The sequence below is a fragment of the Gordonia sp. 11cp genome (assembly GCF_057767225.1).
In genome coordinates this window covers 3,156,589-3,173,074 of sequence record NZ_CM173437.1, presented here as the reverse complement: position 1 = coordinate 3,173,074, position 16,486 = coordinate 3,156,589, and the positions used below count along the sequence as shown (strand labels likewise).

Here is a 16,486-nt window from a genome sequence, read left to right as displayed (position 1 = left end):
GCTCCCTTACTTGCTCGCCAGCTCGGCGGCCTTGTCGGCGCCCGAGTCCATGGTTTCGGCGAGCGTGACCAACGGGTGGTTCGCATCGGCCAGGATCTTGCGGCCTTCGTCGACCTTGTTGCCGTCGAGGCGGACGACCAGCGGCTTGTTGGCGTCCGACCCCAGCTTCTCCAGGGCCCCGACGATGCCGTTGGCGACGGCGTCACACGCGGTGATGCCACCGAAGACGTTGACGAAGACGCTCTTGACCTGCTCGTCGCCGAGGATGACGTCGAGACCGGCAGCCATGACCTCGGCCGAGGCGCCGCCGCCGATGTCGAGGAAGTTCGCGGGCTTCACGTTGTTGTGCTTCTCACCGGCGTAGGCAACCACGTCGAGGGTCGACATGACCAGGCCCGCGCCGTTACCGATGATGCCGACCTCACCGTCGAGCTTGACGTAGTTGAGGTCGTTCTCCTTGGCCTTGAGCTCCAGGGGATCGGTGGCGTCGCGATCCTCGAACTCCTCGTGGCCGGGCTGACGGAAGTCGGCGTTGGCATCGAGGGTGACCTTGCCGTCGAGGGCGAGAATCTGATCGTCCGGCGTGCGGACGAGCGGGTTGACCTCGACCAGGGTGGCGTCCTCCTTGACGAACACCTCCCAGAGCTTCGCGATGGTGACCGCTGCGGCGTCGAGCACCTCGGCGGGCAGATGGCCCTGCTCGGCGATCGAGCGCGCGGTTTCCAGATCGACACCCTTCACGGCGTCGACGGCGACCCTCGCGAGGCGCTCGGGCTTGGTTGCGGCGACCTCTTCGATCTCCATGCCGCCCTCGACCGAGCACATGGCCAGGTACGAGCGGTTGGTGCGATCGAGCAGGAAGGAGATGTAGTACTCCTCCGCGATGTCGCTGGCCTCGGCGACCAGCAGCTTCTTGACGACATGGCCCTTGATGTCGAGGCCAAGGATGTTGGAAGCGTGGGACTGCGCGTCGTCCGGGGTCGCGGCGTACTTGACGCCGCCTGCCTTGCCACGCCCGCCGGTCTTGACCTGCGCCTTGATCATCACAGGCTTGCCGATTTCCTCGGCGATCGCCCGCGCGTCGGCGGCATCATCGGTCACCCGACCGGGTGTGGTGGGAACCCCGTGCTTGGCGAACAGTTCCTTCGCCTGGTATTCGAAGAGATCCATTCAGCTCACCATCTCGTAGATTTGCCCGCGCAAGGGTGTAATGCGGGCCATATCGGACTTTAAACCTGCCGTGAATCGCCACCCCGCGCGCACCCTGCGCTTGTGCGACAGATCACTCGCTCGGCCGGTTCTCACAGTATTGGCACCGCCTTGTGAGGGGTACACCGCATCCCGTGCGCCCATGAACTGCACTTACACCGCCGTGCGGCGTCGGGCGGGGCTCACAGGTTGAATTTGCTGTATTGAACAGCGTATTCGCCACTTTCGAGCAGTGCCGCAAAGTCATGTGACTCAGCTCACAATATCCCGGTTTGTCGCTTTCTACGGTTGGACTTGCCGCAATCATTTCGTTACCGTCGGCTCTCAGCGGTGGTCACAGAAGCATTACGAACGGTGACTTCGAATCCGCCAACGACGAGATGCGGCAGCAAGAGATGAGGTGGACGATTTGGCGGGACTCGGTGTCTCACGCGGATCGGGCCGCGTCCGATCGGGCGGGTTGATCGATGACGTCACAGCGGAAGAGATGACCACGATCATCCCCATCGTCGACACCGACGAGGCCGCCGGGTACGACCTCAGCGAGTACGACTTCGATTTCGCCGACTCCGACGCCGCCACGCGGGAGTCCTCGGACGCCGGCTGGACCCCGTCGTCGTGGCAGGGCTACTACCGTCCCACCCGCTCGGAGATCACTCAGGACATCCTGATTCCCGAGCACGAATTCGACCAGTACGCACACGACGAGCCGTTCGACGTCGACGGTGCCGAACTCGACCTCTTCGACGGCGGCGAACTCGACCTCGTAACCGATGACGATCTCGACGCCGACACCGAACACCGCCCCTTCCGGACCAATCCGGCCGGACAGCGCGTCCGCCGCGGCGGCAAGCATCGCATCGCTGCCCCTCCGAACGCCCTCAAGGGCGGGCGCGCGGCCCTCATCGCCATGGCAGCGGGAGCGGCCGTCGCCGCCGTCGCCCAGGTCGGTACCAACGACGAGGCGCCCGCACCGGTGAATGCCGCCGCCGTCAACGACGCGTCGGCGCAGGGAGCCGCACCGGTCGAGCTGGGCCCCGGAGTGGCCGCTGCGACGCCGCAGACCGACCAGATGAACGTTTTCACCAATCAGCTGGGTGTCGGCGCCAAGATGGCCGCGGACGCGGACCGCCGCGAGGCCCTGGCCCGGCGCCCGCTCTTCACCTCGCCGATCCCGCTGGGCAGCTACGACTTCACCTCCGCCTTCGCGATGCGCTGGGGCACCATGCACGGCGGCATCGACATGGCCGCGCCGCTCGGGACCCCGATCCACGCGGCCACCGACGGCGTCGTGATCAAGGCCGAGCCCGCCTCGGGCTACGGCCACTGGGTCCAGATCCAGGCGGCCGACGGAACCGTCACCATGTACGGCCACATGTCCTCCTCCGGCGTCCTGGTCCAGGAAGGCCAGCGCGTCACGGCCGGCGACGTCATCGCCCTGGTCGGCAACGAGGGCTTCTCGTTCGGCCCGCACCTGCACTTCGAGGTGTGGAAGAACGGCAACACGAAGATCGATCCCGTGCCGTGGCTCGCCGCCAAGGGCGTGAAGCTCTCCGGTTACACCGGATAGCAGCCTCTCTGCCCCCTGAGGTGCGAGGAGCGATAGCCGCCGGGCCGAGCAAGCGACGAAGGAGCGCGTCGAGATCGACGAGCCTCGCAGGGCCCGCCGCGCGCGCTCCCTAGAGCTTGTCCCCGGGAATCCCGCCTGCGGTGAGAAGCGTGACGCGTCCCGCGCTGCCGCCGTAGTCGATCGTGACGCGTTCGGTGGCGCCGCTGCCCTCCTTGGCCACGACCTTGCCCATCCCGTACTTCGGGTGGTTGTGTCGATCGCCGATGTCGAGCTGGACCTGCTTGTTGCGTCCGCGTGCCGGATCCGGCGAGTACGACGACCTCCCGCGTCCCATCGACGAACCGCCCGAACCGGAGAACGCGCCGTCGCGGCCGAACACTCCGCCCGACGACCCGCCGAAGCCGCGCGCCGAGCGCCGCGGTTCGGTGCGCCGCCAGTCGAGCAGATGCTGCGGGATCTCTTGCAAGAAGCGGGATTCCGGGTTGGACACCGGCTGTCCCCACGACGCGCGGGTGATCGACCGGGTGAGGTACAGACGTTGCTTCGCGCGGGTGATGCCGACGTAGGCGAGGCGTCGTTCCTCGCTCAACTCGGCCGGATCGCCGAGTGCCCGCATGTGCGGGAAATGTCCGTCTTCCCAACCGGTCACGAAGACGACCGGGAACTCGAGCCCCTTGGCGGTGTGCAGGGTCATCATCGTGACGACACCCTCGCCTTCGTCGGGCACCTGATCGGCGTCGGCGACCAGCGAGACACGCTCGAGAAACGCTGCGAGCGAACCGGGTTCGGCCTCACCCTCGCGATCGACCTCGACGTCGTCGTCCGGCGCGTCGACATCGACCTGCGCGGCATCGGCGCTGAATTCCCTTGCCACGGCGACGAGTTCGTTGATGTTGTCGAGACGCGCGCCATCCTGCGGATCGTTGGAGGCCTCGAGTTCGGCGCGGTAACCGGTCCGCTCGACGATCGCGTCGACGAGCTCGCCGATGTCGGCCGACTCCTCGGTGGCGTCGAGGAAGGCCACGTCGGCGTCTTCGGTACCCGCCTCGCCGAAGTGGGTGAGGAAGTCCGATCGCAGTCCCTCGATGAGGTCGACGAACCCGCCGATCTGCTTGACGGCCCGCGTGTTCAGCAGTGCCACCTTGCCCTCGGCCGCGTCCATCAGCGACTCGTAGAAGCTCCGGCCGGTGTTCTCCGAATGGACGGCGACGCAGGCTTCCGCGCGGTCGCCGATGCCGCGCCGAGGGGTGTTGAGGATGCGGCGCAGGCTGACCGAGTCGTCGGGATTGGCGACCACCCGCAGGTAGGCGACCACATCCCGGACTTCCTTGCGTTCGTAGAACTTGGTGCCGCCGACGACCTTGTACGGAATCCCGTGCCGGACGAACACTTCCTCGATGGCACGCGAACCGGTGTTGGTGCGGTAGAACACCGCGACGTCGGAGTACTTGAAGCTCGACGAACCGCCGATCGAGTAGTCGGTGAGTTCCTCGATCTCCTTGGCGATGAACGTCGACTCGTCGCGGTCGGAGTCGGCGACGTATCCGACGATCAGTTCGCCGTCGCCGGAGTCGGTCCACAACCGCTTCTCGCGACGATTCGAGTTGCGTGCGATGACGGCGTTGGCGGCCGACAGGATCGTCTGCGTCGACCGGTAGTTCTGTTCGAGCAGAACGGTTTCGGCGGACGGGAAGTCGCGCTCGAACTCCTCGATGTTGCGGATCGTGGCACCGCGGAAGGCGTAGATGGACTGGTCGGCATCGCCGACGACGCACAGTTCCGAGGGCTCCAGACCGCTCGCGGTGGTCTGCTCCCCGACCAGTTCGCGGATGAGCACGTACTGCGCGTGGTTGGTGTCCTGGTACTCGTCGACGAGGACGTGACGGAACCGGCGCCGGTAGTACTCGGCGACCTGCGGGTGCCGGTGCAGCAGTGCCACGGTCTCGCCGATCAGATCGTCGAAGTCGAAGGCGTTGGCGGCACGCAGGCGACGCTGGTACTCGGCGTAGATCCGCGCGATCGTCGTCGACGTCGGGTCGTCCTCGGGCGCCGAGGCCAGCGCCTCGTCGGGCGAGATCAGCTCGTTCTTGAAGTTCGACACGGCCACCGACACCCCACGCGGGCTGAACTTCTTGGGGTCGAGGTCGAGGTCGCGGATGACCATCCCGAACAACCGTTTCGAGTCGTCGGAGTCGTAGATGGAGAAGTTCGAGTTCATCGACTCCAGCAGCCCGGACTGCGCCCGCAGGATGCGCACACACGTCGAGTGGAACGTCGAGACCCACATGTACGCGGCACGCGGGCCGACGAGATCGATGACGCGTTCACGCATCTCCGCGGCGGCCTTGTTGGTGAACGTGATGGCCAGGATCTGCCCGGGCGTGACATCCCGCGCGGCCAGCAGGTAGGCGATCCGGCGGGTCAGCACCGCCGTCTTGCCCGAGCCCGCGCCCGCCACGATCAGCAACGGCGCGCCGGCGTGCAGGACCGCGGCGCGCTGTTGCGGGTTGAGACCTTCGAGCAGGCGCGCGACCCGGTCGTCGGCGGCCGCACCCGAGGTTGCGGCGCCCGCGCGACCGGCGAGAAGAGGGGCAGAAGAGGAGCTGTTCATCGGTTGTCCAGGCTACTCGCCACCGCCGACAGACCCTCGTCGGCCGGTCCGCTCCGCCCCGTCGGGAGGTCCACCGAACAGTCGACCGACCCCGTGAGTTGACGCCCCGATCGGCGTGCCCCGCGGCTAATATGACGCGGTACCACCGGCTCGGGGTGCCCTGTCTGCGAACACCCGCATGCGGCGACGACGCCCCGGCGAGCAGGAAGAGGCGCCCATGAAGAGACCGTCCATCGTCCCCGCCGCCATCGTCCTCGGTGTCGGAGCGCTGGCCCTCATCATCGCGCTCGTCCTGTCGTTCGTACCGTTCAGCAGCGCGGGCACCGTCGAGCCCACGCCCGCGTTCCGGGCGCAGAAGAGCCTCGACGAGGTGCTTTTCAAGTTGGCGACCAGTCCGGCGGCCGAGTTCACCGGCAAGGTCACCTACAAATACGACGACGAGCGCGGCGAGGGAACGGTCGAGTTCGACGACCTGATCGTCACCACGTCGAACACCGCCGAGGGCACGATCACGCTCGGCTCGCAGCAGGGCGAATATCGGCAGATCGGCAACAACCCGTTCATCAGTGCGCCCGGCGCGCTGTGGACCGAACTGCTCGTCGACGCAGAGAAGACGAACCTCGACACCGGCCCGCTGGACAACAAGTGGGCCTCGACCCGCTTCACCAGCATGCCGCGCCTGGGCACCATCCTCGGCCCGGACAACCTCGCCGGCGACATCGGCAACATCGAGTCCGGCGACCCACCCGCGCTCGGAGCCGAGCTCCCGACGCCCAACAAGGGCACACCCGACGCCCGCCGCTGGCCGACCACCGACCCGCCCATCGAGTTCGTCGGTGACGACAAGGTGAAGATCGGGGCGTGGGAGGTCACGTTCGATCCGGAGACGAAGAACGTGACCAACGTCAAGGGTCAGAGCGTGCAGGGCCCGGTCACCTACGACATCGACGCCGCGGTCAGTCTGCAGCCGGCCGACCAGGCCCAGAAGGTGTTCGCCAACCAGCGCGCACTCGTACCGGACCTGGTCTCGGTGCCCGCTCCCGGGCTGTGGATGGAGCAACCGGTGGTGTCCTCGCGCCAGACCGGTGCATGCACCACCTCGTCGTGCGCCTTCGACTACACGGTGCAGGGCAGCCCGTACGCCGACGACGTCCGCGGCCACTTCAACTACGGTCTGACTCTGAACTTCGCGGTCGGCAACCGTCCGCCCGGCGCGGTGGGCGGTGAGTGCAAGGTGGTCCTGCGCGTGGACTTCGGACGAGACGGCACCACCCGGTGTGCCGCGACCAACCTCCCACCGGACACCAACATCGCCTCGCGGTACACCTTCACCTACCTCGCGTTCATCGACTCGACCGAGACCGAGTTGAACGATCTCATCGACAACAACGAGAAGCAGACCAACACCGAGATCGTCTATGTCCGGACCGGGAACAAGGAACCGGAGCAGGCCCGATTCGGGGCGAGCGTGACCGGTCTGCCCAGCTACTACGCGATCAAGCGCGGCGACTACATCTTCGACGGCATCGGCACCGACGGCAACATGCACATCACCTTCGGTGAGGGGTATCGGGAGCACATCGTCGGCGGCACCTTCGATCCGTCCTGGGAGGGCACCGAGGTGCTCCGCAAGCAGATGGAACAGCAGGTCACCGCGGCCGGCGACGCACAGGTCGTCTACTTCGTCGCCGAGGAGGAGACAGCGTCGGCCCTGCGGGCCCTGATCGCCGCGGAGAACCAGAGCGACAACATCTCCGCCTTCTACTACGACTAGACGACCACGTCGACCAGTCCTCAGCCCCCGGCGAAGCGCGCCTCGGCGGCCTCGCCGACCCGCCCGGCGCCGGTGTGCAACCGCAGTCCCGGCGTCAGGGGACGGACGTCGACATGGTCGCCGCCGCCGTCGATCCGGACATACACCGAACCCAGGCCCGCCCGGACCGGCGCGCGGACGGCATCCCCGTCCTCGAGGGCGATCTCGATCTCGCCGTCCCGGGTCGCGCAGTAGCTCAGCGCGATCGTCCAGGGCCAGGAGAACAGCGGGCCGTCGAGTCGCAGTCGGGAGGGTCCGGAGACCTCCGGCGCGCGACAGGTCCCCTCGCCCGCGTAGATGATGCGTCGTTGCGTCACGCCGCCGGGCACGAGATTCCCCGCGGTGTCGAGCACAAACAGCCGGTCGGTCGCCACCCCGAAGTCGGGCCGGGGATCCACCCGGCCGAAGATCCGGCTGACCTGATTGTCGGGATAGACGAACGGCTGCAGGATCTCCAGCGGCACGGACTGGTCGAGCAGGGTCCGGCCGCCCGGGCCCTCCGCCGCGGCGTCGTGCAGCGACGCGGTCGCGGTCTCGAGATAGTCGCCGGTCGGGTTGTCCCGCCACGACGACGAGAACGAGACCAGTGACACCAGGGCGGAGACCACGACGAGCGCACCCACCACGGAGGCGAACGCGGGCAGCGCCGACCGTTCCTCCTCTCGTCCGGTCTCGTCGTCGGAGGTCCGTGCGTGTCGTCCGCCCACCTCCCCGGTCCGGGACGGCGCCGCGCACAGCAGGGCCAGCGCGATGCTGAACACCAGTGCCGTGTCCGGCAGATAGCGCATGTGCTGGGCGAGTTCGATCGCGGTCTGCGGGCTCGATCGATTCCACATCACCGGGATCTGCGCCGCGACGGCGTAGATCGCCGCGGTCGCGACGATCCCGGCGCCGCCACGTCTGCGGGCCACCGCCCACCACGTCACCGCGGCCAGCACCAACCAGCCGCCGACGATCATCCACATCTGCGGGAAGCCCGTCGGCGGACTCGGCGTCCACCGCTCCCACTCCCACGGCCCGCCGACGAGCGACGGTACGACGGCGTCGGTCACCGATCGCCAGACCAGGCGGGCGGTCTGCGCCACCGAGTGCTCACCCGATGTCGGGTCCGTGGTGACGAAGTACACGACCACCCACAGCGCGGCGGTGACGGTCAGCGCAACCCACAACTCCCGGGCCGCCCGGAGCGTCGGCATCGACGCGCGCGCACCGCCGTTCGCGAGGATCGCCGCGACGAGCGCCACCGGCAGGATGAACAGCGACTTCTCGAAGAACGCCAACGCGATCACGAAGACGATCGTCGAGCGGATCCACACCAGCCGGCGTCGCGAATCGTCGATGTCACCGCGACCGAGACGCACCGCGTCGGCGACGATCCACGCCATCGCCGCCTGCATGGGCAGTGTGTTGAGGCCGGCCGCCCACCAGGCGAACGCGGGCACCGTCATCGGACTGAAGAGATAGAACGCCAATGCGACCAGTGCACCGATGCGGGCGCGCGGCGCGATCGTCCGCACCATCCGCCACACCGCCACCGATGCGATGGCCTGCATCACGACCAGCATCAGCGCCGGCAGCGCCCAGTTCAACGGCGCCAGCCAGGTGGCCACACCGGCGAGCAGGAAGGCCGCGGGCATGAAGTGGCCGTCGTGACTGTGCCCCAGGTACTCCCAGGACAGGATCGGATTCGACGACGCCCGTGCGACGAGCACGAGATCGTCCCAGTAGAAGTTGCCGGTCGCGACGAGCCAGCCCCTGATGATCAGCTGGCCCACGATGAGGGACACGGCAACAAGGGACACCATCCGCGCGTTGGGCATGCGCTCCAGTTTCCATGTGCGGCGCGCGCCGTCGTGGCCGGGTCGGGTGACTCGGCCACGTGCGGGTCGTCGCGGGGCGTCGTGGCAAAATCGGGCGCGTGACCGATCGCAGCCCCAGCCCCGGCGCTCAGGACCCCCGCCCGTCCGGCGGCACGTCCTTCGAGCACTCGATCGACCTCGACAAGTACCAGCTCTCGTCCGAGGTCGGCGACCTGCCCGACGACATCGACCAGCTGCGACTCGAGATCGACCGGCTCGATGCCGTGATCCTCGCGGCGATCAAACGCAGGTCGGCGGTGTCGAAGAAGATCGGCGCCGCGCGGATGGCCTCCGGCGGCCCGCGCCTGGTCCACAGCCGGGAGGTGAAGGTCCTGGAGCGCTTCCAGGACCTCGGCCAGGAAGGCCACACTCTCGCGATGCTGCTGCTACGCCTGGGACGCGGACCGCTGGGCCGCTGATCGCCGGGCCGTGTGACGACCGTCGCGGCCGGGTCCCCGACCACATAGGGTTAGTGGTCATGAGCACCCAGGCCCCCGGCAGCGACTTCACCGGCACCGATCACGGCGACATCACCGCGACGCAATCCTGGCAGGCGCTAGCGGCTCATCAACCGCACGTGTACGCCATGCACCTGCGTGAGGTGTTCGCGATCGATCCCGCGCGCGGCCGCGAACTCACCGTCGACGTCGGCGACCTGCACATCGACTACTCGAAGCACCGGGTCCTGCGCGAGACCCTCGAACTGCTGATGAGCCTCGCCCGCGAGATCGGTCTCGAGGAGATCCGCGACGACATGTTCGCCGGAACCCACATCAACACCTCCGAGGACCGCGCGGTCCTGCACACCGCCCTGCGACTCCCGGCCGACGCGACGCTGACCGTCGACGGTCAGGACGTCGTCGCCGACGTCCACGAGGTCCTGACCCGGATGGGTGAGTTCACCGACCGGCTCCGAAGCGGAGAGTGGAAGGGACACACCGGCAAAGCCATCACCGACGTGGTCAACATCGGCATCGGCGGCTCCGACCTCGGGCCCGTGATGGTCTACCAGGCGCTGCGCCACTACGTCGACGCCGGGATCCGCTGTCACTTCGTCTCCAACGTCGACCCCGCGGACATGGTCGGCACGCTCGCCGACCTCGACGCCGAGACCACGCTGTTCATCATCGCCTCGAAGACCTTCACCACCCTCGAGACGCTGACCAACGCCGCCGCCGCGCGCACGTGGCTCCTGCAGGCCCTCGACGCCGACTCCGACGCCGTGGCAAAACATTTCGTGGCCGTGAGCACCAACGCCGCCGAGGTCGCGGAGTTCGGCATCGACACCGACAACATGTTCGGATTCTGGGACTGGGTCGGGGGCCGCTACTCGGTGGACTCGGCCATCGGGCTGTCGGTGATGGCCGCCATCGGCAAGGAACGCTTCGCCGAGTTCCTCGACGGCTTCCACATCGTCGACGAGCACTTCCGCACCCAGCCGCTGGAACACAACGCGCCGGTCATCCTCGGCCTGATCGGCCTCTGGTACAACAACTTCTGGGATGTCGGCACCCGCGCGGTCCTCCCCTACAGCAACGACATGGCCCGCTTCGCCGCGTATCTGCAGCAGCTCACCATGGAGTCGAACGGGAAGTCGGTCACCGCGAGCGGACACCACGTCACCACCGACACCGGCGAGATCTTCTGGGGCGAACCGGGAACCAACGGTCAGCACGCGTTTTACCAACTGCTGCATCAAGGTACGCGGATGGTACCGGCGGACTTCATCGGTTTCGCCGAAGCGACCGACGACCTACCGACCTCTCCCGACGGCTCGGGCTCCATGCAGGACCTGCTGATGAGCAACTTCTTCGCCCAGACCAAGGTGCTCGCCTTCGGCAAGACCGCCGACGAGATCGCCGCCGAGGGCGTGCCCGCACATGTCGTGGCCCACAAGGTGATGCCGGGAAACCGTCCCACCACCTCGATCCTCGCCCCCCGGCTCACCCCGTCGGTGATCGGCCAACTCGTCGCGCTCTACGAGCACCAGGTCTTCGTCGAGGGCGCCATCTGGGGCATCAACCCCTTCGACCAGTGGGGCGTCGAACTGGGCAAGACCCAGGCCAAGGAGCTACTCGGCACCATCACCCAGGCGGAGGCACCGGACACCCACGACGATTCGTCGACCGATGCCCTCGTGACCTGGTACCGGGAGCGACGGGGCCGCGCGGTCTGAGGGCTACTTCCAGTAGTCCTCGTCAAAGACCTCGTCGGGGATCTCGTCCCCGGGCTCGACGCCGAGAGACTGGATGCGTCCCATGATCGCGGCCGCGGTAGCCACGTAGGTCACGAGATCCGTTGGCTCCACGTCACGTTCGGCGGGATCTCCGCCGAGGAACTCGTACAGGGCCGGTGGCACGCAGGCACCCATGTCCAGTGCCCGGGTCGCGGTTGCCGCCCGCCAGGCGTCGAAGCTCGCCACGTCGACGGCCTCGGCGACTTCGCCGGTGCGGATGGCCTCGGACACCTCGTCGAGGGTGGCCAGTTCGCCCGATGTCCCGCTCGACGGGTCGAAGCCGAGAACCGTGTCGGCGGAGGTCGACTCGTCGTCGGTGAGGGTGAAGTAGACGATGCCCCGCCAGTCGGAGCCCATGGCCGCGATGTCCGTCCGGTCGAAGATCTCGCCGAGCAGCTCGCCGACCTGCTCCCGCTGCCGCGCGCCGAACACCTGAAACGCGCCCGACGCCACCACTTGTCCGTGCTTGTTCGCCACGACGGCCACCTTACGCAGGTCAGTCGTCGATGCCGAGGACGACCACGCGCCCCGACGCCGGAGACAGATAGACCCTCGCCCGCCACTGCGTGGACGAGAAGGCCCGGTCGAGTTCCGGGCTGCCGAGCAGCTCGCCGGCCGGGACGAGATCGTGCAACGCGCTCACCGGCGGGTCGGGATGGGGGACGGGCGTCGCGTCGTACTCCTGTACCCACTCGGCGATCTGATCGGCTCCGGCCGTGACCACGGCGTCGAACCAGTAGGTGCTCGGCCCGGGGACGCGACCGGTCGAGGCATCCCCGAGAGTGCCCGCCGCCCAGCCGTCAACGGTCGAATCGGCCAGAGCCGGGAACCGCGCGGCGACCGGCTCGATGTCGCGGCGTGGGCCGGTCGTGAGGACCTTCGTCGGCTGCGACGGGGACGACGAATCCGCCGTCGAGGAGACGGGGACCCGTTCGGTCGGTGCCGGTGTCCCGCAAGCGAGCAGCCCGGCGAGTCCGAGTACGGCGGCGACTCCGGCCCACCAGGGCCGCCACCGATTGCGCAGCATTCCGCCACGCTAACCCGTCACGGGCGCCAGCACGTCAAAGGTCTACTGCGTGAATGAGTTCCGGCAGGCACGCGGAACAGCTCAGACGAGTCGTCGGCTGATCGACGCCGGCAGGAACTTCAGCGCCGCCGCGATCGGCGTCCACGGCCACGCCGGCACCGGCGCCCAGTCCTTCTCCGCCTCGATCGCCTTGACCAGGGCGTCGACGCCCTTGTCCGTGTCGACCATCAGGGAGGTCTTCACTCCCCGGTTGATGTCGGTCTCGATGTAGCCCGGCGCGACGATCGAGACGGTGATGGGCGACGAGGCGAACTCGGCCTGGAGTCCCTGCCCCAGCGCTGTCAGTCCGGCTTTCGACGCCGAGTACGCGGCCTGCGCCTTGGGCATGCCGCGGACGCCCGAGATGGAGCTGACCAGCACCAGATGCCCCGCGTTCTGCGCACGGAAGATCTCGAGCGCGGCCTCGGCCTGGGCCAGCGCGCCGACCAGATTGGTCTGCACCGTCTCGATGTTCGCCGCGGCCTTACCGGTACCGAGGGGTGCCCCCTTGCCGAGTCCGGCGTTGACGACGACCCGGTCGAGACCGCCCAGACCGTCGGCGAGTCTCCGGAACACCTCGGGAACGGCCTCCACGTCGGTGACGTCGAGCGTCGCGACCTCGACACGCTCGGCGGAGGGCCGCAACTCCTCGGCCAGCGCCTCCAGCTTCTCGCGCCGGCGCGCCGCGAGCGCGAGCGAACGCCCCTGCGCGGCGAAGCGTCGGGCCATGCCCTCCCCGAGTCCCGAACTGGCCCCCGTGATGAGAATTCTCTGCCGTGTCGTCACGACGTCCAGGCTACCGGCCGGTAAGTTCCGGGCTCCCGGCCGGCCGGACACCTACTTCAGCAACCGGGACATCCGCCGATCAGCCAGCACCTTCCCACCCGTCTGACACGTGGCGCAGTACTGGAAGGACCGATCGGCGAAAGACACCTCGCGGACGGTGTCGCCGCACACCGGACACGGCAGGCCGGTGCGGGCGTGCACGCGCAGACCGGTGCGCTTCTCGGACTTCAGCCGCGCCACGGCCTGGCCTTCCAGTCGTCCGGTCGCATCAGTGAGAACACCGCGCATGGCGTCGTAGAGCGTGGCGACCTGATCGGGCTTCAGCGTCTTCGACGACGCGAAGGGCGACAGGCGTGCGGTGTGCAGGATCTCGTCGGAATACGCGTTGCCGATCCCGGCGATGGTGTGCTGATCGGTGAGTACGTTCTTGATCCGGCCGGTCGTCCCGGACAGGATCTCCGCGAACTGTTCGGCCGTCAGTTCGAGCGCGTCGGGTCCCAGACCCGCGATCCGTTCGACCTCGGTGAGCTCACGGACCAGCCACACGGCGAGCCGCTTCTGGGTGCCGGCCTCGGTGACGTCGAATCCCTCACCGGGCAACCCGCAGTGCACGCGCAGGGCGATCGGGCTCTTCCCGCCCGGACGCAGGGGCTTGGGCGACAGGTCCTCGCTCCATCGCACCCACCCCGCCCGCGACAGATGGATGACCAGCTGCAGCAACGGCTCTGACGCGGTGGCCGCCGAACCCGGAATGGTACGGATGACCAGGTACTTCCCCACACGTCCGACGGATTCGACGATCCGGTCCATCAGCGCCGTGTAGGGCGGGTCGGCGGTCTTCAGCACCGACAGCGACGCGACGTCGACCCGTCGGATCGGGAGTCCGGCCGCACGGCCGTCGACGTAGTCGGCGATCGCGGCCACCTCTGGAAGCTCAGGCATGCCACCAGTGTGCTCTAGTTGTGGGATGAACTCCCGACTTTCCGACGCCGAACTGGCTGCCCGGATCGCGCAGGGAGCCGGAGAGGTACTTCTCGGAATCCGGTCCGGTGATCTGCTCGGCGGGGCGATGCTCGGCGACGTGGGCGATGCGCTTGCGCAGGCGTGGATCTCGACGGTGCTGCGCAAACACCGGCCACGCGATGCGGTGCTGTCCGAGGAAGCGGCCGACGTCGGCGACCGGGCCACCGCTGCTCGGGTGTGGATCATCGACCCCTTGGACGGCACAAGGGAATTCGCCGCGGGTTCAGCGGACTGGGCCGTACACGTGGCCCTGACCGAGAGCGGGATCGTCACCGAGGCGTCGGTGTCCCTGCCCGCGACGGGTGAACTGTTTCGTTCGGACACGGTCGCACGGACCGCGGGCGAGCTGACCCGCCGCCTGGTCACCTCCCGGTGGGGCGGCTCCTACGAGACCAGCTACGTGGCGAACCGTCTGGGTCTGCAGATGGTGCCGGTCGGTTCGGCCGGGGCCAAGGCGATGGCCGTCGTCCGCGGCGATGCCGACGCCTACGTCCACGCCGGCGGCCAGTATGAGTGGGACAACGCGGCGCCGGTGGGGGTCGCCCTGGCGGCCGGCCTGCACTGCAGTCGCCTCGACGGGTCGGAGATCGTCTACAACAACCGGCATCCGTACATGCCGGACTTCGTCATCTGCCGCAGCGAGATCCGCGACGAGATGCTCGCCGCGTTGCAGCAGATCTGGTGACCTGGAGACCGTGAACGGAGTCGGCGACGCGGTCGTACAGATCGGTCCGGCGCTGATTGTCGTCGTCGTACTGCTGGCGGTGGCCGCGGTGGTGGTCAACCGCCGGTCCGGCCTGGCCACCGAGACGATGGTGGCGGTGCTACGTGCCGTCGCACAACTCGCCGCGCTGGCCGCGGTGCTGGCGGCGGTCATCCCCCATCTGTGGGCATCCGCCCTGTTCGTTCTGCTCATGGCGTCGGCGGCAGCGTGGACGTCGGCCCGGCGCGTGAACCCGGACCGCTCCGGCCTCGTCGGGATCGCGTGGTGTGCGGGTCCCGTTGCGGTTCCGACGATCGTCATCGTCACCGCACTCCTCGTCATCGGAGTGCTTCCCGCCCGCGGGATCGCCGTGATCCCGACGGCCGGAATCCTGATCGGCGGTGCGATGGTGACCACCTCGCTCGCCGGGCGCCGAGCGCACGACGAGTTGCGGGTTCGGCGCGGCGAGGTGGACGCGGCGTTGTCGCTGGGTCTGCTCTCGCGGGACGCGCGCATGGAGATCTGCGGGCCCGCCGCTGCGAGCGCCCTCATCCCCGGACTCGACCAGACCAAGTCGGTGGGGATCGTCACCATTCCCGGTGCGTTCGTGGGCATGGTCCTCGGCGGGGCCTCGGTGTGGGCCGCCGCGGCGATGCAGCTGTTCGTACTGGTGGCGCTGCTGACCGTCAGTTCCATCGCCATGCTCGTCACCGTCGAACTCGTTGCCCGCGAACGCCTGTGAGCCTTCGACATATGCAGATGTCGCGTGTCGTGGCGTCCAGCGCAACGAAGTGCGGCATCTGGCGGACAGGTGCGGAGGGTGTCCACCTCGATGAGCGGGGTCAGACTCCTCAGTGCGCCTTGCGCAGCAGATAGATGTCCATGATCCAGCCGATCCGTTCCCGGGCCGCGGCGCGCTCTCGGACGATCCGGTCCGTGACCTCGCCGACTCTGCCGCTGATCAGGATCTCGTCGTCGGTGCCCACATAAGCGCCCCACCAGATGTGATCGTCTGGGTCGGCGGTGTGCCGGAAACTGAGGTCGGCGTCGAGCATCACGATCTGGTTGGCGTCGGCACCCGCAGGAGTGTCGGCGAGGCGTCGGCCGGTGGTCGTGTGGATAGGTTCGCCGACGCGGTTGGCCACGATTCCGTGCGCCGCGGTGAGTGCGCTGGCGCTGGTCACACCCGGAATGACCTCGACGACGAGGTCGAGATCGTCACGGGCGGCGAGATCGTCGACGATTCGCAGCGTGCTGTCGTAGAGTGCGGGGTCGCCCCAGACGAGGAAGGCGGCCACACCGCCGTCGCCGACCTCGTCGCGCAGCGCGGTGGCGATCAGATCGGCACGCGCGGCATGCCAGCGCCGGACCTCCGCGTCGTAGTCCGCCGGCTCACGGTCGCGCGGCGGATCGGGAATCTCCACCAGCGAATGGCCCTGCCGCGCATGCTCGGTGAGGATCGCGCGACGGGCGTCGAGCAGACCGCTCTTCGCAGTGCCCTTCTCGAGGGTGAGGAAGGTGTCCACGTCGGCCATCGCATCGATGGCCTGCAGCGTGATCTGACGTGGCCCACCGGGTCCGATCCCGATGACGCGCAGCGTGATTCGCAC

At 68.1% G+C, this 16,486-nt stretch carries 14 protein-coding genes; 6 read left to right on the top strand and 8 right to left on the bottom strand.

What is annotated here, in order from left to right:
• Positions 1-6: 6 nt before the first annotated feature.
• Positions 7-1,170, bottom strand: coding sequence for an ADP-forming succinate--CoA ligase subunit beta (sucC, locus tag AC3B6C_RS14205; protein ID WP_010843609.1), 1,164 nt, complete (start codon positions 1,168-1,170; stop codon positions 7-9).
• Between the two features lie 439 nt (positions 1,171-1,609).
• Between sucC and AC3B6C_RS14200 the strand changes: the two genes are divergently transcribed.
• Positions 1,610-2,779, top strand: a complete 1,170-nt coding sequence (locus tag AC3B6C_RS14200) for a M23 family metallopeptidase (protein WP_488373211.1) — start codon at positions 1,610-1,612, stop codon at positions 2,777-2,779.
• A 109-nt stretch (positions 2,780-2,888) separates the two neighbouring features.
• Here AC3B6C_RS14200 and AC3B6C_RS14195 read toward each other — a convergent pair whose 3' ends face one another.
• Positions 2,889-5,390: a UvrD-helicase domain-containing protein gene (locus AC3B6C_RS14195; RefSeq protein WP_488373210.1), complete on the bottom strand. Its 2,502-nt coding sequence runs from the start codon at positions 5,388-5,390 to the stop codon at positions 2,889-2,891.
• A gap of 217 nt (positions 5,391-5,607) precedes the next feature.
• On the opposite strand from AC3B6C_RS14195, the gene AC3B6C_RS14190 reads away from it, so the two are divergent.
• Complete coding sequence (locus AC3B6C_RS14190) at positions 5,608-7,164, top strand: hypothetical protein (protein WP_014925829.1); 1,557 nt, start codon at positions 5,608-5,610, stop codon at positions 7,162-7,164.
• A gap of 20 nt (positions 7,165-7,184) precedes the next feature.
• Here the strand turns inward: AC3B6C_RS14190 and AC3B6C_RS14185 are convergent, their stop codons facing one another.
• Positions 7,185-9,023, bottom strand: coding sequence for a hypothetical protein (locus tag AC3B6C_RS14185; RefSeq protein WP_488373209.1), 1,839 nt, complete (start codon positions 9,021-9,023; stop codon positions 7,185-7,187).
• 98 nt (positions 9,024-9,121) lie between these two features.
• On the opposite strand from AC3B6C_RS14185, the gene AC3B6C_RS14180 reads away from it, so the two are divergent.
• The gene (locus AC3B6C_RS14180; protein WP_010843604.1) at positions 9,122-9,481 is read left to right on the top strand and encodes a chorismate mutase; all 360 of its coding nucleotides are present in this window, start codon (positions 9,122-9,124) and stop codon (positions 9,479-9,481) included.
• A gap of 59 nt (positions 9,482-9,540) precedes the next feature.
• Entirely contained in the window at positions 9,541-11,238 is a 1,698-nt protein-coding gene (gene pgi / locus AC3B6C_RS14175) for a glucose-6-phosphate isomerase (RefSeq protein WP_488373208.1), read from the top strand.
• Between the two features lie 3 nt (positions 11,239-11,241).
• Here pgi and AC3B6C_RS14170 read toward each other — a convergent pair whose 3' ends face one another.
• From AC3B6C_RS14170 to AC3B6C_RS14155, 4 genes are all read right to left on the bottom strand, one after another.
• Positions 11,242-11,775 carry a hypothetical protein gene (locus AC3B6C_RS14170; RefSeq protein ID WP_014925826.1) on the bottom strand — a complete coding sequence of 178 codons (534 nt, stop codon included), beginning with the start codon at positions 11,773-11,775 and terminating at the stop codon, positions 11,242-11,244.
• 19 nt (positions 11,776-11,794) lie between these two features.
• Complete coding sequence (locus tag AC3B6C_RS14165) at positions 11,795-12,325, bottom strand: hypothetical protein (RefSeq protein ID WP_488373206.1); 531 nt, start codon at positions 12,323-12,325, stop codon at positions 11,795-11,797.
• 81 nt (positions 12,326-12,406) lie between these two features.
• Positions 12,407-13,150, bottom strand: a complete 744-nt coding sequence (locus AC3B6C_RS14160; RefSeq protein WP_035717829.1) for an SDR family oxidoreductase — start codon at positions 13,148-13,150, stop codon at positions 12,407-12,409.
• Between the two features lie 51 nt (positions 13,151-13,201).
• Entirely contained in the window at positions 13,202-14,092 is an 891-nt protein-coding gene (locus AC3B6C_RS14155; RefSeq protein WP_010843599.1) for a DNA-formamidopyrimidine glycosylase family protein, read from the bottom strand.
• A 25-nt stretch (positions 14,093-14,117) separates the two neighbouring features.
• Here AC3B6C_RS14155 and AC3B6C_RS14150 point away from each other — a divergent pair, with 25 nt between their 5' ends.
• The gene (locus AC3B6C_RS14150; RefSeq protein ID WP_010843598.1) at positions 14,118-14,858 is read left to right on the top strand and encodes a 3'(2'),5'-bisphosphate nucleotidase CysQ; all 741 of its coding nucleotides are present in this window, start codon (positions 14,118-14,120) and stop codon (positions 14,856-14,858) included.
• Between the two features lie 10 nt (positions 14,859-14,868).
• Positions 14,869-15,618: an ABC transporter permease gene (locus tag AC3B6C_RS14145; protein ID WP_010843597.1), complete on the top strand. Its 750-nt coding sequence runs from the start codon at positions 14,869-14,871 to the stop codon at positions 15,616-15,618.
• 109 nt (positions 15,619-15,727) lie between these two features.
• Here AC3B6C_RS14145 and cobF read toward each other — a convergent pair whose 3' ends face one another.
• On the bottom strand, positions 15,728-16,486 hold the full coding sequence (gene cobF, locus AC3B6C_RS14140) for a precorrin-6A synthase (deacetylating) (RefSeq protein WP_488373205.1): 759 nt from the start codon (positions 16,484-16,486) through the stop codon (positions 15,728-15,730).

What these genes read in the sequence shown, in the direction of transcription:
- sucC (WP_010843609.1), bottom strand. Translation starts at nt 1,170, where the DNA reads ATGGATCTCTTCGAATACCAGGCGAAGGAACTGTTCGCCAAGCACGGG.
- AC3B6C_RS14195 (WP_488373210.1), bottom strand. Translation starts at nt 5,390, where the DNA reads ATGAACAGCTCCTCTTCTGCCCCTCTTCTCGCCGGTCGCGCGGGCGCC.
- AC3B6C_RS14190 (WP_014925829.1), top strand. Translation starts at nt 5,608, where the DNA reads ATGAAGAGACCGTCCATCGTCCCCGCCGCCATCGTCCTCGGTGTCGGA.
- AC3B6C_RS14185 (WP_488373209.1), bottom strand. Translation starts at nt 9,023, where the DNA reads ATGCCCAACGCGCGGATGGTGTCCCTTGTTGCCGTGTCCCTCATCGTG.
- pgi (WP_488373208.1), top strand. Translation starts at nt 9,541, where the DNA reads ATGAGCACCCAGGCCCCCGGCAGCGACTTCACCGGCACCGATCACGGC.
- AC3B6C_RS14165 (WP_488373206.1), bottom strand. Translation starts at nt 12,325, where the DNA reads ATGCTGCGCAATCGGTGGCGGCCCTGGTGGGCCGGAGTCGCCGCCGTA.
- AC3B6C_RS14155 (WP_010843599.1), bottom strand. Translation starts at nt 14,092, where the DNA reads ATGCCTGAGCTTCCAGAGGTGGCCGCGATCGCCGACTACGTCGACGGC.
- AC3B6C_RS14150 (WP_010843598.1), top strand. Translation starts at nt 14,118, where the DNA reads ATGAACTCCCGACTTTCCGACGCCGAACTGGCTGCCCGGATCGCGCAG.